Origin of the sequence: Streptomyces sp. NPDC006624 (assembly GCF_040611555.1) — a bacterium.
Lineage (GTDB): Bacteria > Actinomycetota > Actinomycetes > Streptomycetales > Streptomycetaceae > Streptomyces.
On sequence record NZ_JBEXOM010000005.1, the window covers coordinates 395,957 to 415,975 of the forward strand.

The 20,019-nt window shown below is 73.7% G+C and carries 20 protein-coding genes; 14 read left to right on the forward strand and 6 right to left on the reverse strand.

Features of this window, described 5'->3' with window-relative positions:
• Window positions 1-63: 63 nt before the first annotated feature.
• The gene (locus ABZY20_RS12500) at window positions 64-489 is read right to left on the reverse strand and encodes a MarR family transcriptional regulator (RefSeq protein WP_356440502.1); all 426 of its coding nucleotides are present in this window, start codon (window positions 487-489) and stop codon (window positions 64-66) included.
• Between the two features lie 186 nt (window positions 490-675).
• On the opposite strand from ABZY20_RS12500, the gene ABZY20_RS12505 reads away from it, so the two are divergent.
• From ABZY20_RS12505 to ABZY20_RS12520, 4 genes are read left to right on the forward strand one after another with little or no spacing between them, the layout of a single operon-like run.
• Entirely contained in the window at window positions 676-1,593 is a 918-nt protein-coding gene (locus ABZY20_RS12505; RefSeq protein WP_356440503.1) for an SDR family oxidoreductase, read from the forward strand.
• 11 nt (window positions 1,594-1,604) lie between these two features.
• Complete coding sequence (locus ABZY20_RS12510; protein ID WP_356440506.1) at window positions 1,605-2,480, forward strand: amidohydrolase family protein; 876 nt, start codon at window positions 1,605-1,607, stop codon at window positions 2,478-2,480.
• Between the two features lie 11 nt (window positions 2,481-2,491).
• Window positions 2,492-3,994, forward strand: coding sequence for a long-chain fatty acid--CoA ligase (locus ABZY20_RS12515; RefSeq protein ID WP_356440509.1), 1,503 nt, complete (start codon window positions 2,492-2,494; stop codon window positions 3,992-3,994).
• Window positions 3,995-4,002: 8 nt separating this feature from the next.
• A complete protein-coding gene (locus tag ABZY20_RS12520) occupies window positions 4,003-4,458 on the forward strand; it encodes a MaoC family dehydratase (protein ID WP_356440512.1) in 456 nt (151 codons plus the stop codon).
• Here ABZY20_RS12520 and ABZY20_RS12525 read toward each other — a convergent pair.
• Entirely contained in the window at window positions 4,449-5,276 is an 828-nt protein-coding gene (locus ABZY20_RS12525; RefSeq protein ID WP_356440515.1) for a PaaX family transcriptional regulator C-terminal domain-containing protein, read from the reverse strand. The two genes, ABZY20_RS12520 and ABZY20_RS12525, sit on opposite strands and share 10 nt — an antisense overlap.
• A 263-nt stretch (window positions 5,277-5,539) precedes the next feature.
• Here ABZY20_RS12525 and ABZY20_RS12530 point away from each other — a divergent pair, with 263 nt between their 5' ends.
• The 3 genes from ABZY20_RS12530 (at window position 5,540) to ABZY20_RS12540 (ending at window position 10,699) form a co-directional block, all read left to right on the forward strand.
• Complete coding sequence (locus ABZY20_RS12530) at window positions 5,540-6,880, forward strand: 6-phospho-beta-glucosidase (protein ID WP_356440518.1); 1,341 nt, start codon at window positions 5,540-5,542, stop codon at window positions 6,878-6,880.
• Window positions 6,881-6,935: 55 nt separating this feature from the next.
• Entirely contained in the window at window positions 6,936-10,016 is a 3,081-nt protein-coding gene (locus ABZY20_RS12535) for a glycoside hydrolase family 38 C-terminal domain-containing protein (RefSeq protein ID WP_356440520.1), read from the forward strand.
• Window positions 10,017-10,078: 62 nt separating this feature from the next.
• Window positions 10,079-10,699, forward strand: coding sequence for a YrhB domain-containing protein (locus ABZY20_RS12540; RefSeq protein WP_356440523.1), 621 nt, complete (start codon window positions 10,079-10,081; stop codon window positions 10,697-10,699).
• On the opposite strand, the gene ABZY20_RS12545 is transcribed toward ABZY20_RS12540, so the two are convergent.
• Window positions 10,696-11,856, reverse strand: a complete 1,161-nt coding sequence (locus ABZY20_RS12545; RefSeq protein WP_356440526.1) for an ATP-grasp domain-containing protein — start codon at window positions 11,854-11,856, stop codon at window positions 10,696-10,698. The two genes, ABZY20_RS12540 and ABZY20_RS12545, sit on opposite strands and share 4 nt — an antisense overlap.
• A gap of 261 nt (window positions 11,857-12,117) precedes the next feature.
• Between ABZY20_RS12545 and ABZY20_RS12550 the strand changes: the two genes are divergently transcribed.
• Entirely contained in the window at window positions 12,118-12,975 is an 858-nt protein-coding gene (locus ABZY20_RS12550) for a metallophosphoesterase (RefSeq protein ID WP_356440529.1), read from the forward strand.
• Window positions 12,972-13,631 (forward strand): 4'-phosphopantetheinyl transferase superfamily protein, encoded by a 660-nt coding sequence (locus tag ABZY20_RS12555; RefSeq protein WP_356440532.1) that lies wholly within the window; start codon window positions 12,972-12,974, stop codon window positions 13,629-13,631. The genes ABZY20_RS12550 and ABZY20_RS12555 overlap by 4 nt, the downstream gene beginning before the upstream one ends.
• Window positions 13,632-13,678: 47 nt before the next feature.
• On the opposite strand, the gene ABZY20_RS12560 is transcribed toward ABZY20_RS12555, so the two are convergent.
• The 3 genes from ABZY20_RS12560 to ABZY20_RS12570 all read right to left on the reverse strand — a co-directional run bounded on the left by ABZY20_RS12560 (window position 13,679) and on the right by ABZY20_RS12570 (window position 15,282).
• Complete coding sequence (locus tag ABZY20_RS12560; protein ID WP_356440535.1) at window positions 13,679-13,903, reverse strand: hypothetical protein; 225 nt, start codon at window positions 13,901-13,903, stop codon at window positions 13,679-13,681.
• 156 nt (window positions 13,904-14,059) lie between these two features.
• On the reverse strand, window positions 14,060-14,590 hold the full coding sequence (locus ABZY20_RS12565; protein WP_356440744.1) for a toxin-antitoxin system, toxin component: 531 nt from the start codon (window positions 14,588-14,590) through the stop codon (window positions 14,060-14,062).
• A 32-nt stretch (window positions 14,591-14,622) separates the two neighbouring features.
• Window positions 14,623-15,282 (reverse strand): helix-turn-helix transcriptional regulator, encoded by a 660-nt coding sequence (locus ABZY20_RS12570; protein ID WP_356440538.1) that lies wholly within the window; start codon window positions 15,280-15,282, stop codon window positions 14,623-14,625.
• Window positions 15,283-15,519: 237 nt separating this feature from the next.
• Here ABZY20_RS12570 and ABZY20_RS12575 point away from each other — a divergent pair, with 237 nt between their 5' ends.
• The 5 genes from ABZY20_RS12575 (at window position 15,520) to ABZY20_RS12595 (ending at window position 20,006) form a co-directional block, all read left to right on the forward strand.
• Window positions 15,520-16,179 carry a hypothetical protein gene (locus ABZY20_RS12575; protein ID WP_356440541.1) on the forward strand — a complete coding sequence of 220 codons (660 nt, stop codon included), beginning with the start codon at window positions 15,520-15,522 and terminating at the stop codon, window positions 16,177-16,179.
• 93 nt (window positions 16,180-16,272) lie between these two features.
• The gene (locus ABZY20_RS12580) at window positions 16,273-17,427 is read left to right on the forward strand and encodes an FAD-binding oxidoreductase (RefSeq protein WP_356440544.1); all 1,155 of its coding nucleotides are present in this window, start codon (window positions 16,273-16,275) and stop codon (window positions 17,425-17,427) included.
• Window positions 17,424-17,738 carry a (2Fe-2S)-binding protein gene (locus ABZY20_RS12585; protein ID WP_356440547.1) on the forward strand — a complete coding sequence of 105 codons (315 nt, stop codon included), beginning with the start codon at window positions 17,424-17,426 and terminating at the stop codon, window positions 17,736-17,738. Before ABZY20_RS12580 ends, ABZY20_RS12585 begins: the two co-directional genes overlap by 4 nt.
• On the forward strand, window positions 17,728-19,119 hold the full coding sequence (locus ABZY20_RS12590) for an FAD-dependent oxidoreductase (protein WP_356440550.1): 1,392 nt from the start codon (window positions 17,728-17,730) through the stop codon (window positions 19,117-19,119). The genes ABZY20_RS12585 and ABZY20_RS12590 overlap by 11 nt, the downstream gene beginning before the upstream one ends.
• Entirely contained in the window at window positions 19,116-20,006 is an 891-nt protein-coding gene (locus ABZY20_RS12595) for a dihydrodipicolinate synthase family protein (RefSeq protein WP_356440553.1), read from the forward strand. The genes ABZY20_RS12590 and ABZY20_RS12595 overlap by 4 nt, the downstream gene beginning before the upstream one ends.
• Window positions 20,007-20,019 lie beyond the last annotated feature (13 nt).

Sequence of the window (20,019 nt, forward strand, 5' to 3'; positions counted from 1 at the left end):
GGGCGCGGGGTTGGTCCGTGAAGTTATGCATCCATCGTGCAGCCGTCAATCATTTGCACAACATCAGTTCAGTCCGTCCTCCGCGATCCGCAGCAGCAGGGCGTGCAGCGTCTCGCGTTCGGCGGCGTCCAGCGGGTCCAGCAGTTCGTTGGTCACCCGCAGTCCGGCCTCGTCGGTGTCGCGCAGGAAGGTGCGGCCGTGCTCGGTCAGCACGACGATCCGGCTCCTGCGGTCGTCGGGAGAGGGTCGGCGCTCGGCGAAGCCCTGCTTCTCCAGGTCGTCGACCAGGCCGACGATCGCGCTCGGGTCGTAGCCGAGCCGGTGGCTCAGCTCGCGCTGCAGGGCGCCCTCGGTGGTGGCGAGGAAGCGCAGCACCGCGTAGTGGCGCAGCCGCAGGCCCGACTCCTGCAGGAAGGAGTTGAACAACTGCCCCGAGCGCAGGCCCAGGCGGTACAGGAGGTAGCCCGTGTCCGCGTGCAGCCCTCGCATCCAGGGCTCGTCCGCGTCGATGGGCCTCGGGGTGACGTTCTGGCGTGTGATGGCGGGCTCCCTGTGCTCCGTGCGTCCTGGCGGACCCAGCATCCCGCACCCGGGAGGCATCAACAACTATTGACGTCAACAATTATTGCTCTTAGCTTCGATCTCGCAGTCGACCCCGCACGAAGGGACCCGCCCGTGCCCAGCATCGATCTCTCCGGCAAGGCCGCCGTCGTCACCGGCGGCGGCCGGGGCCTCGGCCTCGCCTACGCCCACGCCCTGGCCGCCCACGGCGCGTCCGTGGTCGTCAACGACGTCGACGAGGCGGTGGCCGGGGCGGCCGTGAAGTCCATCGGGGAGGCGGGCGGCCGTGCCGTCGCCGAGGTCGTCCCGGTCGGCACCGCCGAAGCCGCCGAGCGGCTGGTGAACCGCGCCGTCGAGGAGTTCGGCCGGCTCGACGTCCTGGTCACCAACGCGGGCATCCTGCGCGACAGGGTGCTGTGGAAGATGACCGACGAGGACTTCGACGCGGTGATCACCACCCACCTCAAGGGCACCTTCACCTGCGCCCGGGCGGCGGCCGTCCGGATGCGCGAGCAGGGCGAGGGCGGCTCGCTCATCCTGGTCGGCTCCCCGGCCGGCCAGCGCGGCAACTTCGGGCAGACCAACTACGCCGCCGCCAAGGCCGGCATCGCCGCGATGGCCCGCACCTGGTCCATGGAACTGGGCCGCGCCGGCATCACGGTCAACGCGATCGTGCCGGTCGCCGCGACCGCCATGACCGAGACCATCCCCGCCTTCGCCCCCTACGTCGAGGCCCTGCGCGGCGGCGAGCCGCTGCCGGACTTCCTGCGCAAGGGCGAGGGCTTCGGCACCCCCGAGGACTGCGCCGCCCTGGTCCCGTTCCTCGCCTCCGAGGCGGCACGCGGCGTCACCGGCCAGTGCATCGGCATCGGCGGCGACAAGGTGGCACTCTGGTCGCACCCGCAGGAGATCAGGACCGCGTACGCCGACGGCGGCTGGACCCCCGAGACCCTGGCGGACGCCTGGCCCACCTCGGTCGGCGCCGAGCCGCAGCCGGTCGGCATCCCGGCGCCGAAGCTCCCGGAGGCGTGATGGACCCCGCCATGAAGCCCGAGGACCTCGTCGCCATCGACGTCCACACCCACGCCGAGGTCTCCTCCCGGGGCCACTCCTCCCTGGACGACGGCCTGCACGACGCCTCCGCCGCCTACTTCAAGGTCGAGGGCAGGCGGAAGCCGACGCTGGAGGAGACGGCCGCCTACTACCGGGAGCGGAACATGGCCGCCGTGATCTTCACGGTCGACGCCGAGTCCGCCACCGGCACCCCGCCCGTGCCGAACGAGGAGGTCGCCGAGGCGGCCGCCGCCAACGCCGACGTGCTGATCCCCTTCGCCTCCGTCGACCCCTTCCGGGGCAAGGCGGGGGTCAGGCAGGCCCGGCGGCTGGTCCAGGAGTACGGGGTGAGGGGCTTCAAGTTCCACCCCAGCATCCAGGGCTTCTTCCCCGACGACCGCTCGGTGGCGTACGGCCTGTACGAGGTGATCGAGGAGACGGGCACGATCGCCCTCTTCCACACCGGACAGACGGGCATCGGCGCGGGCGTCCCCGGCGGTGGCGGGATCAGGCTGAAGTACTCCAACCCGCTCCACGTCGACGACGTGGCGGCCGACTTCCCGCAGCTGAAGATCATCCTGGCGCACCCGTCCTTCCCCTGGCAGGACGAGGCGCTGGCCGTCGCCACCCACAAGCCGGGCGTGCACATCGACCTGTCCGGCTGGTCGCCGAAGTACTTCCCGCCGCAGCTCGTGCAGTACGCCAACACCCTGCTGCAGGACAAGGTCCTCTTCGGCTCCGACTTCCCCGTGCTCACCCCCGACCGCTGGCTCGCCGACTTCGGCAAGCTGACGATCAAGGACGAGGTCCGGCCGAAGATCCTCAAGGACAACGCCGCCCGCCTGCTCGGGCTGACCACACCGTAAGGGGCCCCGACATGCGCAACGAGGGACTGGGGTCGTGGCCCGCACGCCGGGCCCGCAAGACCCCGCACCGCACCGCCCTGATCCACGGCGGACAGGCCACCACCTACGGCACGCTCCACGCCCGCACCACCCGCCTGGCCCACGCCCTGCGCGCCCGGGGCGTGCGCCGCGGCGACCGCATCGCCTACCTCGGCCCCAACCACCCGTCCTACCTGGAGACCCTGTTCGCCGCCGGCACCCTCGGCGCGGTCTTCGTCCCGCTCAACACCCGCCTCGCCGGACCGGAGATCGCCTACCAGCTCGCCGACTCCGGGGCGAAGGCCCTGGTCCACGGACCCTCCCAGACCGGCCTGGTCGCCGGCCTGCCCGGCAGCACGGACGTCCGCGTCTTCCTGGAGGCCGGCGCGCAGTACGAGGCGGCCCTCGCCGGGGCGGACGCGGAACCGATCGACGAACCGGTCGAACCCGACGACACCTGCGTCATCATGTACACCTCGGGCACGACCGGCCGCCCCAAGGGCGCCATGCTCACCCACGGCAACATCACCTGGAACGCCGTCAACGTCCTCGTCGACACCGACCTCGTCGCCGACGAACGCGCCCTGGTCTGCGCCCCGCTGTTCCACACCGCCGGCCTGAACATGCTGACGCTGCCGGTGCTGCTCAAGGGCGGCGCCTGCGTGCTGGCCGAGGCGTTCGACCCGGGCGCCGCCTTCGACCTCGTCGAACGGCACCGCGTCACCTTCATGTTCGGCGTCCCGACGATGTTCGAGCAGCTGGCGCGGCACCCGCGCTGGCCGGGGGCGGACCTCTCCTCGCTGCGGATCCTGACCTGCGGCGGCTCCCCGGTGCCCACCGCCCTGATCGCCGCGTACCAGGAACGCGGCCTGACGTTCCTGCAGGGCTACGGCATGACCGAGGCCGCGCCCGGCACGCTCTTCCTGGACGCCGAGCACGCCGTCAGCAAGGCGGGTTCGGCGGGCGTCCCGCACTTCTTCAGCGATGTGCGCGTGGTCCGCCCCGACCTGACCCCGGCCGGCGTCGGCGAGACGGGCGAGGTCGTGGTGCGCGGGCCGCACGTCATGCCCGGCTACTGGGGACTGCCCGAGGAGACGGCCGCGTCCTTCGCGGACGGCTGGTTCCGCAGCGGCGACGCCGCCCGGGTCGACGAGGACGGCTACGTCCACATCGTCGACCGCATCAAGGACATGATCATCTCCGGCGGCGAGAACGTCTACCCCGCCGAGATCGAGGACCGGCTCCTCTCCCACCCCGACATCGTCGAGTGCGCCGTGATCGGCGTGCCCGACGACACGTGGGGCGAGGTGCCGCGCGCGGTCGTCGTCCCCCGCGAGGGCGCCGCCCTCGACCCCGACGAGGTGCTCGCCTCGCTCGCGGGCCGCCTCGCCAAGTACAAGATCCCGAAGTCGGTCGTCGTCGCGGACGAACTCCCGCGCACCGCCTCCGGGAAACTCCTCAAGTCCCGCGTCCGTACCCGCTACGGCAACCCGTAAGGAACCGCATGAGCATCACCGTCAACGGCCTCGGCGAACTGAGGAAGCTCGCCGGAAGCGACCTCGGCACCAGCGACTGGATCGAGGTCACGCAGGAGCGCGTCGACACCTTCGCCGACGCCACCGGCGACCACCAGTGGATCCACGTCGACCCCGAGCGCGCCAAGGAGGGCCCGTTCGGCGCCCCCATCGCCCACGGCTACCTCACCCTCTCCCTCTTCATCCCCCTGTTCACCGGACTGCTGGACGTCCGGGGCGTGACGACGAAGGTCAACTACGGCCTCAACAAGGTGCGTTTCCCCGCCCCGGTGAAGGTGGGCTCCCGCATCCGGCTCACGGCGAGGCTCGCCGAGGTCGAGGACGTGCCGGGCGGTGCGCAGATCACCGTCGAGGGCGCCATCGAGATCGAGGGCGGCGGCAAGCCGGCGGCTGTACTGCAGAGCCTGTCGCGGTTCTACGCCTGAGGCCGCGCCGGCACCATGTCCAAAAGGCGTTCCGAGGCCTCGCGGGCGAGGGGCGAGAGCCTCTCGTGCACGGTCCGGAACGTCTTCTCGGCCTGTTCCGCCGGCCAGTCGTCCGGCAGGTGCTTCACCGGCAGACGCGGATCGCGGCGGACGATGCCGAGCCACTCCGTCTGCAGCCGCAGGCGCAGGACGAGGGCGTCGTCGGCGTCCGGCAGGTCGTCCTCCCAGGGCTGCCAGCGCCGTACGAAGGACGCGTAGCGGCCGGCCAGGTCGGACAGCTCCCAGGTCTCCTCGATCATCTGCCCGATGTCCGTACCGGCGTCGGCGTGCGCCCGGAAGACCTTCACATGGGCGGACAGGCCCAGCTCGGCGACGAGGGCCGACACGTCGACCTCGCCGGGGGCGATCCACAGGCCGTTGAACAGCGGGCCGAAGCCGCTCCAGGTCAGCCGGGAGCGCAGGTCGTGGCGCTGGCGCTGCCAGGACTCCGGCAGCGAGAAGCCGAGCAGGGTCCAGGTGCCGTCCCAGCGGCGGTTGACGGCGCCGGTACGCCAGATGCGCCGCTCGCCGTCGCGCAGCACCGCCTCGGACCGCTCGGTCAGCCCGAAGTACATCCGGCGGCCCTCGCGCTGACGCCGCAGCAGGTCACGGCCGGCCATCCGGGACAGCGTGGAGCGGGTGGCCTGCTCGCCGATCCCGGCGCGGGCGAACACGTCGATGACGCTGCCCGAGTACACGCACACGTCACGGCCGAGCACCTGGTCGCCCAGGAACGTCAGCATCAGGGACTGGGGCCGCAGCGACTCTTCACCGGTCACGCGGCCCACCGTACCTCCGCTCGATCGGGGGATGACCAGCCGGTACGTGCCGGCGGATATCGTCGGTAGGGTGCACGGCGTGCCGGCGCAACGGTCCCCCGGCGCGGGAGATCCCCGGCGCCGGCCGCCCGGACGTCCGAGCCCTCCGGGCGAGGCCGCGCACCCTCGGCACCGGAACCGGCCCGGGGGCGGGGAGCAGGCTCACGGCGCGTGCCCGGTCCCCGCGACGCGGTCCGCGCGTCCCACCCGATCGGAGGAACCCGGTGAAGCTGACGATTCTGGGCGGCGGAGGATTCCGCGTGCCGCTGGTGTACGGGGCGCTCCTGACGGACCGCGCCGAGGGCCGCGTGACCCGTGTCGTCCTGCACGACCTGGACGCCGGGCGGCTGTCCGCGGTGACCCGGGTCCTCGCCGAGCAGGCGGCCGGTGTGCCCGACGCGCCCGAGGTCACCGCCACCACCGACCTCGACGAGGCGCTGCGCGGCGCCGACTTCGTGTTCTCCGCGATCCGCGTCGGCGGTCTGCAGGGCCGGGCGCACGACGAGCGCGTGGCCCTGGCCGAAGGCGTCCTCGGCCAGGAGACGGTCGGCGCCGGCGGCATCGCCTACGGCCTGCGCACGGTCCCGGTCGCCGTGGACATCGCGCGGCGGGTCGCCCGGCTCGCCCCCGGGGCGTGGGTCATCAACTTCACCAACCCGGCCGGGCTCGTCACCGAGGCCATGTCCCGCCACCTCGGCGACCGCGTCATCGGCATCTGCGACTCCCCGGTCGGCCTCGGCCGCCGCATCGCCCGCGTGCTGGGCGTGCGCGACCCGGGCGAGGCGTTCGTCGACTACGTCGGCCTCAACCACCTCGGCTGGGTCCGCGGCCTGCGCGTCGCCGGCCGGGACGAACTCCCGCGCCTGCTCGCCGACCCCGGCCTGCTCGGCTCCTTCGAGGAGGGCAAGCTCTTCGGCGCCGACTGGCTGCGCTCCCTCGGCGCCGTCCCCAACGAGTACCTGCACTACTACTACTTCAACCGCGAGACCGTCCGCGCCTACCAGGAGGCCGAGCAGACCCGCGGCGCCTTCCTGCACGACCAGCAGGCCCGCTTCTACGCCGCCGTGCGCGACCCCGACGCCCCCGCCCTGAGCCTCTGGAACGACACCCGCGCCGAGCGCGAGGCCACCTACATGGCCGAGAACCGCGAGAGCGCGGGCGCCGGCGAACGCGACGAGGACGACCTGTCCGGCGGCTACGAGAAGGTCGCCCTCGCCCTGATGCGGGCCATCGCCCGCGACGAGCGCACCACCCTGATCCTCAACGTGCGCAACCGGCACACCCTGGACGTCCTCGACACCGACGCCGTCATCGAGGTGCCCTGCCTCGTCGACGCGGGCGGCGCCCACCCCGTCACCGTCGACCCGCTGCCCGGCCACGCCACCGGCCTGGTCTGCGCGGTCAAGGCGGTCGAGCGCGAGGTGCTGGCCGCCGCCGGCTCCGGCTCACGCGCGACGGCGGTGAAGGCCTTCGCGCTGCACCCGCTCGTCGACTCCGTCACCGTGGCCCGCCGGCTGGTGGACGGCTATTGCCAGGTGCATCCCGGGCTCGCGTACCTTAGGTGAGCGCCGTTCGGTAAGCGCTTTCCCAACCGCTCCTCCCGTTCCCTGGAGACACCGCATGCACGACGAACGCCACCGGATCGAGGAGCGCGTGCAGCGCCTTCACGACCAGCGCATCAAGTCCGCCATCCACGCGGCCAGGGTCCCCCTCGAGGTCGAGGCCTGGCAGGCGCCGGGGGAGCCGGTCCCGTTCGAGGAGGCGGCCGCCGCCCCCTACGAGCCCTTCGCCATGGGCACCCCGTGGGGCCCGCCCTGGGGCACCACCTGGTTCCGCATGCGCGGCCGCGTCCCCGGGGAGTGGGCCGGCCGGCGCGTCGAGGCCGTCATCGACCTGGGCTTCACCGGCGACTGGCCCGGCAACCAGGCCGAGGCCCTGGTCCACCTGCCCGACGGCACCCCGCTCAAGGCCGTCAACCCGCTCAACCAGTACGTGGCCGTCGCCAACCCGGCCACCGGCGGCGAGACGGTCGACTACCTGGTCGAGGCCGCCTCCAACCCCGACATCCTCGCCGACGGCTTCGCCGCGCCCACCCTCCTCGGCGACAAACTGACCGCCGGTGACCGGCCCCTCTACACCTTCCGCAGCGCCGACGTCGCCGTCCTCGACGAGCACGTTTTCCACCTCGACCTCGACGTCCAGGTGCTGCGCGAGCTGATGCTGGAGCTGGGCGAGCACGACCCGCGCCGGCACGAGATCGCCCACGCCCTCGACCGGGCGATGGACCTGCTCGACCTGGACGACGTCTCCGGCTCCGCCCCCGCCGTGCGCGAGGCGCTGAAGCCGGTGCTGTCCAAGCCCGCGCACGCCAGCGCGCACACGGTCTCCGGTGTCGGCCACGCCCACATCGACTCCGCGTGGCTCTGGCCGATCCGCGAGACCAAGCGCAAGACGTCCCGCACCTTCTCCAACGTCACCTCGCTGGCCGACGAGTACGACGACTTCGTCTTCGCCTGCTCGCAGGCCCAGCAGTACGAGTGGGTGCGCGACCACTACCCCAAGGTCTGGTCCCGCATCCAGGAGGCCGTGAAGAAGGGCCAGTGGGTGCCGGTCGGCGGCATGTGGGTGGAGGCCGACGGCAACATGCCCGGCGGCGAGGCCGTCGCCCGCCAGTTCGTCCACGGCAAGCGGTTCTTCATCGAGCACTTCGGCATCGAGACCAAGGGCGTGTGGCTGCCGGACTCCTTCGGCTACAACGCCGCCTACCCGCAGCTCGCCAAGCTCGCCGGCAACGAGTGGTTCCTCACCCAGAAGATCTCCTGGAACCAGACCAACAGGTTCCCCCACCACACCTTCTGGTGGGAGGGCATCGACGGCACCCGCATCTTCACGCACTTCCCGCCGGTCGACACCTACAACGCCCGCTTCAGCGGCGTGGAGATGGCCCGCGCGGTCCGCAACTACGCGGAGAAGGGCGGCGCCTCCCGCTCCCTGGCCCCCTTCGGCTGGGGCGACGGCGGCGGCGGCCCCACCCGCGAGATCATGGAACGCGCCCGCCGGCTCGCCGACCTGGAGGGCTCCGCGAAGGTCGTCGTCGAACACCCCGACGCGTTCTTCGCCAAGGCCCGCGAGGAGTACCCGGACGCACCCGTGTGGGTCGGCGAGCTCTACCTGGAGCTGCACCGCGCCACCTACACCTCCCAGGCCCGCACCAAGCAGGGCAACCGCCGCTGCGAGCACCTGCTGCGCGAGGCCGAGCTGTGGGCGACCACGGCCGCCCTGCACGCGCCGGGCTACGACTACCCGTACGAGAAGCTGGACCGGCTGTGGAAGACGGTGCTGCTGCACCAGTTCCACGACATCCTGCCCGGCTCCTCCATCGCCTGGGTGCACCGCGAGGCCGAGGCCGAGTACGCCCGCGTCACGCGCGAGCTGCGGGCGCTGACGGCCGAGGCGGTGGCCGCGCTGGGCACCGGCGGACCCCGCGTCTTCAACGCCGCTCCCCACGACCGGGCCGAGGTGATCCGCGCCCTCGACGGCACCCCGGTGTACGTGCGGGTGCCCGCGAACGGCTCGGCGCCCCTGACCGGCGCCGAGCCCGCACACCCGGTGACGGTGGACGGCCGGGTCCTCGACAACGGGCTCGTCCGGGTGGAGGTCGCCGAGGACGGCACCCTGGCCTCGGTGTACGACCTGCGCGCCGGCCGCGAGGTCCTCGCCGCGCCCGGCAACCTGCTCCGCCTGCACACCGACCTGCCCAACCACTGGGACGCCTGGGACATCGACAAGCACTACCGCAACCGCTACACCGACCTCCTCGACGCCTCGTCCGTCACCGTCGTCGAGCAGGACCCGCTCATCGGCGCGATCCGCGTCGAGCGGGAGTTCGGCAAGGGATCGAGGATCACCCAGACGATCACCGTCCGCGCCGGCAGCCCCCGTGTCGACTTCGAGACCGACATCGACTGGCACGAGACCGAGAAGATCCTCAAGGCCGCCTTCCCGGTCGACATCCGCGCCGCGCACTCCTCCGCCGAGATCCAGTTCGGCCACGTCCAGCGCCCCACCCACACCAACACCACCTGGGAGGCGGCCCGCTTCGAGGTCTGCGGCCACCGCTGGGTGCACCTCGGCGAACCCGGCTACGGCGTCGCCGTCATCAACGACTCGACCTACGGCCACGACGTCACCCGCACGGTCCGCGAGGCGAGCGAAGCGAGTCATGGGTCAGCCCGGCCGGAGGCCGGGGGAGGCACCACGACCACCGTGCGCCTCTCCCTGGTCCGCGCCCCGCGCATCCCGGACCCCGAGGCCGACCAGGGCCGCCACCGCTTCACCTACGCGCTGCTGCCCGGCGCGCGCATCGAGGACGCCGTCGCCGAGGGCTACGCCCTCAACCTCCCGCTCCGGACGGCCGACGCGGCCGGCGCGCCCGCACCGGTGGTCTCCGTCGAGGGCGAGGGCGTGACCGTGGAGGCGGTCAAGCTCGCCGACGACACCTCGGGCGACGTCGTCGTACGGCTCTACGAATCCCGCGGCGGCCGCGCCACCGGCACCCTGCGCACCGGCTTCCCCCTCGCCTCCGCCCAGGTCACCGATCTGCTGGAACGCCCGCTGGCCGACGCGGACCACACCGGCGACGCCGTCGCACTCGCACTGCGACCTTTCCAGATCCTCACGCTGCGTCTGCGCCGGGGCTGATCCCCGGCCGCCGCCTCCGTATGCGCCGGCCGGAGGCGGCGGCCGTACGGCATGCTGCACAGGTGATCGAGCGAGAGGCCGCCGTCCGGGCCGTCCGGGAACAGCTGGAGCGTGAGTACCGGGAGTGGCGCGCCAAGGGTGTGGACGCGCTGCGCACGGCGGTGGCCGACGTCGAGGAGCACGAACTGGTGTGGCTCGTGAGCTGGGACTCCGAGGAGTACCTGCGCACCGGGAACCCGGCGTGCGGACTGGCCGGCAACGGGCCGTACCTGGTCGACCGCGTCGACGGCGGACTGCACACGATCGGCGCCGTCTCCGCGGTGACCGGGGCGTGGGAGGCCGACTACCGGGCCCGGATACGCGGGCTTCCGGTGCGCACCGCGGTGGACGATCTGCACGACGAGCTGCGCGAACTCGCCGCCGCCCGGGGACGCACGCACGCCGCCCGGGCCCTGCGCCGGAAGCTGCCCGTGCTCTCGCCCGCGGACGCCCTCGCCTACGTCGGCGCGCTGCCGGACGGTGAGGCACCCGCGCCACTCGTGGCCGTCGTCACGAAGGAACTCGTCGAGCCCCTCAATCCGGTGCTCCGGATGAGGACCGTCCTGAGCGGTGCGGCTGCCGGCCGGAGCCCCGAGGACGAGCCGGCAGCCGGTCGGCACGCCGAGGGCGGAAGGCCGGGCTAGAGGCGCAGGGCCTCGACCGCCCCCGCCTGCGGGGCCGTCGTGACGTGGCCCGCCGCCACCGCCGGCAGCGGGTGCGCCGCCGGGTCCGGGCGCTGCACGTCCGCCGTCGTCTCCGGCCGCTGCTGCGGCAGCGACACCGGCCGCAGCGGGCGCGGTCCGGACACCACCGTGTAGTCCTGGCCCAGGAACGGCGGGGCCATCTCGCCCGGGTCCTCGCCGAGCGCCAGCTGCACGGCCGCCCACGGGGCGTTGACACCGCACAGGGACAGCTGGTGCAACCCGCCGGCCGGGCGGGTGTTGACGTCCATGAGGACCGGCTGCTCGCCGAGCATCCGGAACTGGATGTTGGACAGGTAGTGCAGTCCGAAGCCCTCCGCGATCCGCCGGGCCGGGTCCAGCCACCGCTCGTGCAGGGTGAAGCCACGCCGGCGCCCGTTCTTGGTGCGGCCCACGGCGAGCCGGACCCGGTTGTCCGGACCGGTCAGGCAGTCCACCGACACCTCGGGCTGCTCCAGGCGCGGCATCACCAGCCAGTCGACCGGCTCCTCGGCCTGCCCCAGCGCCTCCAGCACCAGGTCGAGCGGTACGTACGGGCTCGGGAACCCGTTCAGCTGCGTCAGCAAGAAGGGCGTACGCGTGATCACACGGAACCCCACCCCGCCCGCCCCGGACGCCGGCTTGAAGCACGCCTTGTGACCGGCGGCCTCCAGCTGCTCGACTGCGGACACGAGTTCGTCACCCGTGCGGACCCGCCACCACGGCGGCACCGGCACACCGATCGCCTGGACCGCCTCGTACGCGATCACCTTGTCGTGGAAGACGGCCACCGCCTCGGGCGGCGGCGCCAGCACGGCCGTGCCGGCCGCCTCGAACTCCGCGCGGTGCGCCACGATCGCCGACTGGTGCAGCCGCGGCACGAACACGTCGATGCCGCGCCGCGCGCACTGGGCCAGCGCGTATTCGACGTATCCGGCCGGGGACAGCCCCTCGGGCTCCAGCTCGGCGGTGTCGGCGGCGGCCAGCACGGGGGAGTCGGGGTCGCCGTGGGTGGCGTGGATCTCGACGGCCCGGTCGCTGGGATTTCTCCGCAGCTGATCCATGAAGAACACGTTCTCCGCGTACGTGCGGTTGAGCCAGACGCGTACGCGAGAGACCATGCAGGCCGCCTTTCACGGTTCGCGGGCAGGGCTCAGCGGCCCGTGCCCGGGCAGGGGGAATGGAGGGACACCAAACCGCCCCGTTGAAGGGAAATTCCAGGCGGTGGTGTTGGGCCAGATCATACGGCCTGGGCGACCGTTCCCGTGCAACGCTCGTGTGAACGTATCTTCCGCCCGGCGCCGGCCGGCCGCCCTTGTCCCCGGGCACGTGGATGTGATCTCTTGGGGAGGCTCGAGCGAGCGCGGAGGGGGCGAGAGGCGATGCCGACGGCCGGGGGAGCCGGACAGCTGCTGGCCATCAGCGACCTGCACATCGGATATCCGGAGAACCGCGCCCTGGTCGAGCGCATGCGGCCCGGGTCGGACGACGACTGGCTGCTCGTCGCCGGTGACGTCGCCGAGACCGTCGCGGACATCCGCTGGGCCCTCACCACACTCGCGGGCCGCTTCCGCAAGGTCGTCTGGGTGCCCGGGAACCACGAGCTGTGGACCCATCCGAGCGACGCCGTCACGCTGCGCGGCGCCGCCCGCTACGCGCACCTGGTCGACCTGTGCCGGGAACTGGGCGTCACGACACCCGAGGACCCCTACCCCGTCTGGGACGGCCCCGGCGGCCCGGTGGTCGTCGCCCCGCTCTTCCTGTTGTACGACTACTCCTTCCTGCCGGCCGGGTGCACGACCAAGGAGCAGGGCCTGGAGTACGCGCACGGCACGGGCATCGTGTGCACCGACGAGTACTTCCTGCACCCCAATCCGTACCCGAGCCGCGAGGAGTGGTGCCGGGCCCGGGTCGCGCAGACCGAACGCCGACTCGCCGAGCTGCCCGCGGACCTGCCGGTCGTCCCCGTCAACCACTACCCGCTGCACCGGCACCCGATGGACGTCCTGTGGCACCCCGAGTTCGCGATGTGGTGCGGCACCGGCCTGACCGCCGACTGGCACCGCAGGTTCCGCGTGGACACCATGGTCTACGGCCATCTGCACATCCCCCGCACCACCTTCCACGAGGGCGTGCGCTTCGAGGAGGTGTCGGTGGGCTACCCCCGCGAGTGGCGCAAGCGGTCCGAGCCGCCGGGGCGACTGCGGCGCATCCTGCCGAGGGAGGGCGAGAAACGGTGATCGAGGAACTGCTGCCCCGCACCGTCGTCACCGTGGAGGCCTACGGCCACGAGGACGCGGACAGCCCGCTGTACCCGGAGGAGGCGGCGCTCATGACCCGGGCGGTCGCCAAACGGCGGCGGGAGTTCGCCGTCGTACGCTCCTGCGCCCGGCGCGCCATGGACAAGCTCGGGGTGCCCCCGCAGCCGATCCTGCCCGGGGAGCGCGGCGCCCCGCTCTGGCCGGCGGGTCTGGCCGGCAGCATGACCCACTGCGACGGCTACTGCGCCGCCGCCCTGGTCCGCAGCGCCGACCTGGCCTCCCTCGGGATCGACGCCGAGATCCACGGACCGCTGCCCGAAGGCGTCCTGTCGTCCGTGGCCCTGCCGGCCGAGGCCGACCGGCTGCGGCGGCTGGCGGCCGGTCACCCCGACGTCCACTGGGACCGGCTGCTGTTCAGCGCCAAGGAGGCCGTCTACAAGGCGTGGTTCCCCCTCACCGGCCAGTGGCTGGACTTCATGGAGGCCGACATCGAGCTCACCGCGGACGGCGGGCTGCGCGCCACGCTCCTCGTCCCCGGACCGCTGGTCGGCGGCCGCCGCCTCGACCACTTCGACGGCCGCTGGACGACCGACCGCGGCCTGGTCGCGACGGCGATCGCCGTACCGCACCCCTGACCTGGTCCAAGCCCGTCAGGAATCCGGCAACCCCGTCCCCAGCCCCCTCAGGAACGCGGTTCCGGGACCCAGGTCTGCAGCAGGCGGAAGAACGCCTCCTCGTTGCCCGTCAGGCCCGCGCGCTCCAAGGCCTGTTCCGCGTCGGCGAGTACGGCGGGCGGGACGACCGGGGGGCCGGTCTCCAGGTCGAAGGCGGCCCGGACGGTGTGCAGCAGCCGCAGATAGGCCTGGACGGCGGTGCGTTCACGGTCGGTCAGTACGGCGGTGGGCATCGGTCGGCTCTCCCCGTGTCGGCGTCGTCGGTGCCGCGCCTCGCGGCGCGCGCGCCCCCGCACAGCGGGGCCGCACCACCAGCTTGCCGTCCACCACTGACAATCCGGTCCCGCCGCCGCCCGGTTCGCCCGCTCGGCGCAGACCCGGCCGCCCCGTCAGCCCTGCTGTCCCCGGTACCCCAGCGACGCCTCGATCCGCCCCGCCAGATGGTCCCGCTGCAGCGGCCCCCTGGACGCCGAACCGGTCAGCCAGGCACGGCACTTGCTGGCGAGGAGTAACCCGAAGCTCTCCGCCTCCCGCTCGTCGTCCAGGTCGAACCGGGTCCGCGCGGCCACCTTCAGTACGGTCGCCTGGAGGTCCGCCCCGTCGTCGAGCATCCGGGCCGCGACGGCCGCGCCCTCGACGTGATGGGAGCAGTGCCCGGCGTTCATGTGCCACAGCTCGTGCCCCAGGATCACCAACTGGTGGTCGGGGGCGGTGCGTTCCTCGATCACCACCAGGTCCTGCTCGGCCATGTCGAGCCACAGCCCGCTGGCGGTGCCGGGCGGGAAGGGGGCCGTACGGAAGCGGACGGGGCGGCCGCGGCGTCTGCTCATGGCGTCGCACAGCGCGGTGTACAGCTCGTCGGGCCGCGCCGGCGCCGGGAGGGTCAGCTCCGCGACCAGCTCGCCGCACAGGCGGCGCATGTGCTTACCGATGCCCACAGTTCTCCCCACGGTCACGACTCGGGCCGCTTGACGCTCTCCAGGAGCATGTCCAGCCACTCCGCGACCTTGTCGCGGTGCTGGTCGGTGGGCAGCTGCGCGGCCCGCCAGGCGATGCCGCGCACGCCGTGGTCCTGCAACAGCCGCTCCAGCGGGTCGTCCGCCGCCGCGGCGGCCTCCCGCTCACGGTCGGCGAGCTTCTGCAGCAACTCCTGCTCGGTGTGCTGGAGCGCGCTCACCAGGGCCTCGGGGTCCTCCGCCGTGAGGAAGCCCGCGTGCACCCGGAAGAACCGCTGGAGCGCGTCGCAGTGCTCCATGGTCGGCCGGCGGTCGCCGTTGATCAGGGCGCCGGCCTGCTGCCGGGACATGCCCGCGCCGTCGGCGATCTCCTGCTGGGTGTACTTGCGGCCGTTGGGCTTGAGCCGGGTCCGGCGCAGCAGGTCAAGACGCTGCAGGAACCGGGCCTGCACATCCGGCTCGCCCGCGGGCCGCCCGCTCAGCAGGGCCTTCACCACCGGTTCCGGGACGCCGGAGGCGACGGAGAGCCGGCCCGTGTCGAAGACCTCGGCGTGCGGCACGCCGAGCCGGTCGGCGAGCGCGGTGACACGGGAGACGACGGCCGCCGGCACGGCCGTCGGCGTGGCGCCCGGACCTTCGACGAAGCCACCCGTCACCGACAGATCTCCTACGTCTCTCACAGGCTTCTCACATGAGGATGCCGTGAACTACCCCGGCGTGAACTTCCCGGAGCGTAGCCGGTGCCTCGAACTCACATCCAGGTCTCGCCACAACTGTGGCCAATTTCAGCCGTCAACAGACAGGAAATGCCACGATAGTTGACACACCTCAGGCCGGGGCACCAGGATCGGGGCGCCGCGTAGGGCCGCACAGGCAAGAGGGGTGACCTCCCGATGGCATACCAGGCAGGAGGGCAGCGGCCGGCACCGCGGCCCGTCCCCGACACTCCCGAGGCCCAGGCCTACCTGGAGGACTGCGCCGCGCTTCTGGAGGCCGTCTCCCTGCCCTCCCTCGTCGTCGACCACTGCTGGGACACGGTGCTGACCAACAGTGCCTTCCGGTCACTTTTCGGCGGCGTCGGCCCGCACCCCACCGCCATGCCCGGGGACAACTTCCTGCGGTTCGTGCTCTTCCACCCCGACGCCCCCACGGTGCTCGGCGAGCACGAGGCGAGCTGGTGCCTGCCGATGCTCGCGCACTTCGCCCGGACCGTGGAGACCTACGGACCCGACCAGGGGCTGCAGTCCCTCCGCCGGGACATCGCCCAGGACCCGATCATGGAAGCCGCCTACCGGCACGGCCTGCCGCACTGGATCCGCGCGGTGGGGGAGGGTGCCGCCGAGCTCGACGGAGCCGTACGGCCGCTGCTGCACCCGGATCCCCGCTGGGGCGCCACCGACTGCCGTGTCGTCGTCGAGTCGTCGCGGACGCTCGAGGAACTGGGCTGCACCCGCCTCACCTTCGTCCTGCGCGACGCCCGCCGCACCCCCTCCCGGGAGCGCCGGACGCGCCGCGGCGCCTCCCACCTGAGGGTCGTCCCGGCGGCCGACTGACCGCGTCCGGCGCCGCCCGCCGAGGAGGCCACCCGGCCCGTCCTGCCTGTCGGCACCCTTCCCAGCCCGTGTGGTGTGTGACATGGTACTGGCGTGAGCGAGTCGCTGACCTGCGATGTCGTAGTGGTCGGAGCCGGAGTGGTCGGCGCCGCCTGCGCCCTGTACGCGGCCCGCGCCGGCCTCGACGTCGTCGTGGTCGACCGGGGCGCGGTGGCCGGCGGCACCACCGGCGCGGGGGAGGGGAACCTCCTCGTCTCCGACAAGGAACCCGGACCGGAGCTCGGCCTGGCCCTGCTGTCCGCCCGGCTCTGGGCCGAGCTGGCCGGCCAAGGGCTGGGCCGGGCCGTCGAGTACGAGGCGAAGGGCGGTGTCGTCGTCGCCCGCAGCGAGACGGCGCTGGCCGCACTGGAGAAGCTCGCGGCGGGCCAGCGCGCCGCCGGGGTCGAGGCCGTCGCGGTGTCGCCCGACCGGCTCCCCGACCTGGAACCGCACCTGGCCCCCGGCCTCGCGGGCGGCATGCACTACCCGCAGGACGCCCAGGTGATGCCCGCCCTGGCGGCGGCCCACCTGCTGCGCGCCTCGGGCGCCCGGCTGGTCACCGGCCGTGAGGTGACGGACGTGCTCCGGGGCACCGACGGCCGCGTGCGGGGCGTACGGACCGAACGGGGCGACCTCCACGCCCCCGCGGTCGTCAACGCGGCCGGCACCTGGGGCGGCGAGGTGGCGGCCCGGGCCGGGGCGCCGCTGCCGGTGCTGCCGCGGCGCGGTTTCGTCCTCGTCACCGAGCCGCTGCCGCCCCGCATCCGGCACAAGGTGTACGCCGCGGACTACGTGGCCGACGTCGCGAGCGACTCCGCCGCGCTGCAGACCTCCCCGGTCGTGGAGGGAACCCCCGCCGGGCCCGTCCTCATCGGCGCCAGCCGCGAACGGGTCGGCTTCGACCGGTCCTTGTCGCTCCCCGCCCTGCGGGCCCTGGCGGCGGGCGCCACCGGGCTCTTCCCGTTCCTCGCCGACGTCCGGGCCGTACGGGCCTACGCCGGCTTCCGGCCGTATCTGCCGGACCACCTGCCCGCGATCGGCCCCGACCCCCGGGTGCCAGGGCTCCTGCACGCCTGCGGGCACGAGGGCGCGGGCGTCGGACTGGCCACCGGCACCGGCCGGCTGATCGCCCGGGCACTGACCGGCCGGGAACCCGGCCTGGACCTCACGCCGTTCCGCCCCGACCGCTTCCACGAGGAGGCCGAGTGAACCCGCTGGAGCTGGCGGGGGCGAGACCCGGCCCCGCCTTCACGGTCACCTTCGACGGGCGGCCGGTCGACGCACTGCCCGGGCAGACGATCGCCGCCGTGCTGTGGGCCGCCGGGGTCACCTCCTGGCACACCACGCGGGGCGGGGGCCGTCCGCGCGGGGTGTTCTGCGGCATCGGCGTCTGCTTCGACTGCCTCGTCACCGTCAACGCGCGCCCCGGCCAGCGGGCCTGCCTGGTGCCGGCCCGGCCGGGTGACGTCATCGAGACGCAGGACGCAACAGGACACGCGGAGGTGGGCGATGCGCACTGACCTCGCCGTGATCGGGGCCGGCCCGGCCGGGCTCGCCGCGGCGCTGGCGGCCTCCGCGCGCGGCGTGCGCGTCACGCTCGTCGACGCCGCGACCGAACCGGGCGGCCAGTTCTACCGGCAGCCCGCCGCCGGACTCGGCGCCGAGCGGCCCGGGGCGCTGCACCACCGGTGGCGCACCTGGGAGCGGCTGCGGGACGGGCTCGCCGCCAGTGCCGTACGCGTCCTGACCGACCATCACGTCTGGTGCGTGGAGAACGGGCCCGGGGGCTTCACCGTGCACGCGCTGCGCGGACCGGAGCAGCGCGACCCCGCCGAGGTGCGCGCCCGGGCCGTGCTCCTGGCCACCGGCGGCTACGAACGGGTGCTGCCCTTCCCCGGCTGGACCCTCCCGGGCGTCGTGACCGCCGGGGGAGCGCAGGCGATGCTCAAAGGCGCACTGGTGGTGCCGGGTCGCAGGGCGGTGGTGGCCGGGACCGGCCCGCTGCTGCTGCCCGCCGCGACCGGACTGGCCGCAGCCGGGGTGGAGGTCGCCGCGCTCGTGGAGTCCACCGGTGCGCTGCGCCTGGCCCGGCACGGCCCGGCCCTGGCCGGCAAGCTCCCGGAGGGCGCCGGCCACGCCGCCCGGCTGCTGCGCCACCGCGTGCCGTACCTCGCCCGCCACACCGTCGTCCGCGCCCACGGCGACGACCGGCTGACCGGCGTCACCGTCGCCGCGCTCGGCGCAGACGGCCGCGTCCGGCCCGGCACCGAACGGCGGCTGCCCTGCGACACCCTCGCCGTCGGCCACGGCATGCTCCCCCACACCGACCTCGCGGGGGGTCTCGGCTGCCGCCTCGACGGGCTCGCCGTGGCGGTGGACGCCGAGCAGCGCACCGACGTCCCCGGCGTGTGGGCGGCCGGGGAGGCCACCGGCATCGGCGGCGCCGCGCTCGCCCTCGCCGAGGGCCACATCGCCGGCTGCTCCGCCGCGGCCCGACTCCACGGCACGGAACCCGGCTCGTCCACCTATGACACCGCCCTCGCCCCGGCCCCGGCCGCCCTCAAGGCCCGTACGAGGCTCGGTGCGGCCGCGCGCGCCCTCGCATCCGCCTACGCGCCGCCCGCGCACTGGCCCGAGCAGGTCACCGACGACACCGTGGTCTGCCGCTGCGAGGAGGTCACCGCCGGGGCCGTGCGCGACGCGCTGGACCTCGGGGCGGGCGACGAGCGGACCGTGAAGCTGCTGACCCGGGCCGGCATGGGCTGGTGCCAGGGCCGGATGTGCCACACGGCCGTCGCCGGGCTCGCCGGCTGTGAACCCGCCCCGCCCGCACGGCCGTTCGCGCGTCCCGTACCGCTCGGCGTCCTCGCCCGGCACCACCTCCAGGAGGGACTGTCATGACCGACCACCGCCCCTGGCGCGGCGTCCTCGTCGCCACCGCGCTCCCGCTGACCGACGACCTGTCCGTGGACCACGACCGGTACGCCGAGCACTGCGCCTGGCTCGTGGCGAACGGCTGCGACGGCGTCGTGCCGAACGGCTCCCTCGGCGAGTACCAGGTGCTCACGCCCGAGGAGCGGGCCCGGGTCGTCGAGACGGCCGTCGCCGCGGTCGGCGGCGAGCGCGTGATGCCCGGCGTCGCCGCCTACGGGTCCGCGGAGGCCCGGCGCTGGGCCGAGCAGGCCGGTGACGCCGGCTGCCACGCGGTGATGCTGCTGCCGCCGAACGCCTACCGCGCCGACGAGCGGTCCGTCGTCGCGCACTACGCCGAGGTCGCCGCCGCGGGCCTGCCGGTCGTGGCGTACAACAACCCGATCGACACCAAGGTCGACCTGGTGCCGGAACTGCTCGCCCGGCTGCACGGCGAGGGGCACATCCGGGCGGTGAAGGAGTTCTCCGGCGACGTCCGCCGCGCCTACCGGATCGCCGAACTCGCCCCGGAACTGGACCTGCTGGCCGGCGCCGACGACGTCCTGCTGGAGCTGGCCGTCGCGGGCGCGAAGGGCTGGGTGGCGGGCTATCCGAACGCGCTGCCCCGGGCCTCGGCCGAGCTGTACCGCGCGGCCGCCGGCGGCGACCTCGCCGCCGCGCTGCCCCTCTACCGGCAGCTGCACCCGCTGCTGCGCTGGGACTCGCGGGTGGAGTTCGTCCAGGCCATCAAGCTGTCCATGGACGTGGTCGGGCGGCACGGCGGGCCCTGCCGTCCGCCCCGGGTGCCGCTGCTGCCCGGGCAGGCAGCCGCCGTCCGGGCCGCCACCGAGAAGGCCGTCGCGGCCGGACTCGCCTAACGAAGGAACGGTC

Bases quoted from the DNA above. Each gene is read 5' to 3' on its own strand.
- ABZY20_RS12500 (WP_356440502.1), bottom strand. From the start codon at position 489: ATGCGAGGGCTGCACGCGGACACGGGCTACCTCCTGTACCGCCTGGGC.
- ABZY20_RS12510 (WP_356440506.1), top strand. From the start codon at position 1,605: ATGAAGCCCGAGGACCTCGTCGCCATCGACGTCCACACCCACGCCGAG.
- ABZY20_RS12515 (WP_356440509.1), top strand. From the start codon at position 2,492: ATGCGCAACGAGGGACTGGGGTCGTGGCCCGCACGCCGGGCCCGCAAG.
- ABZY20_RS12520 (WP_356440512.1), top strand. From the start codon at position 4,003: ATGAGCATCACCGTCAACGGCCTCGGCGAACTGAGGAAGCTCGCCGGA.
- ABZY20_RS12535 (WP_356440520.1), top strand. From the start codon at position 6,936: ATGCACGACGAACGCCACCGGATCGAGGAGCGCGTGCAGCGCCTTCAC.
- ABZY20_RS12545 (WP_356440526.1), bottom strand. From the start codon at position 11,856: ATGGTCTCTCGCGTACGCGTCTGGCTCAACCGCACGTACGCGGAGAAC.
- ABZY20_RS12550 (WP_356440529.1), top strand. From the start codon at position 12,118: ATGCCGACGGCCGGGGGAGCCGGACAGCTGCTGGCCATCAGCGACCTG.
- ABZY20_RS12560 (WP_356440535.1), bottom strand. From the start codon at position 13,903: ATGCCCACCGCCGTACTGACCGACCGTGAACGCACCGCCGTCCAGGCC.
- ABZY20_RS12565 (WP_356440744.1), bottom strand. From the start codon at position 14,590: ATGCGCCGCCTGTGCGGCGAGCTGGTCGCGGAGCTGACCCTCCCGGCG.
- ABZY20_RS12575 (WP_356440541.1), top strand. From the start codon at position 15,520: ATGGCATACCAGGCAGGAGGGCAGCGGCCGGCACCGCGGCCCGTCCCC.
- ABZY20_RS12590 (WP_356440550.1), top strand. From the start codon at position 17,728: ATGCGCACTGACCTCGCCGTGATCGGGGCCGGCCCGGCCGGGCTCGCC.
- ABZY20_RS12595 (WP_356440553.1), top strand. From the start codon at position 19,116: ATGACCGACCACCGCCCCTGGCGCGGCGTCCTCGTCGCCACCGCGCTC.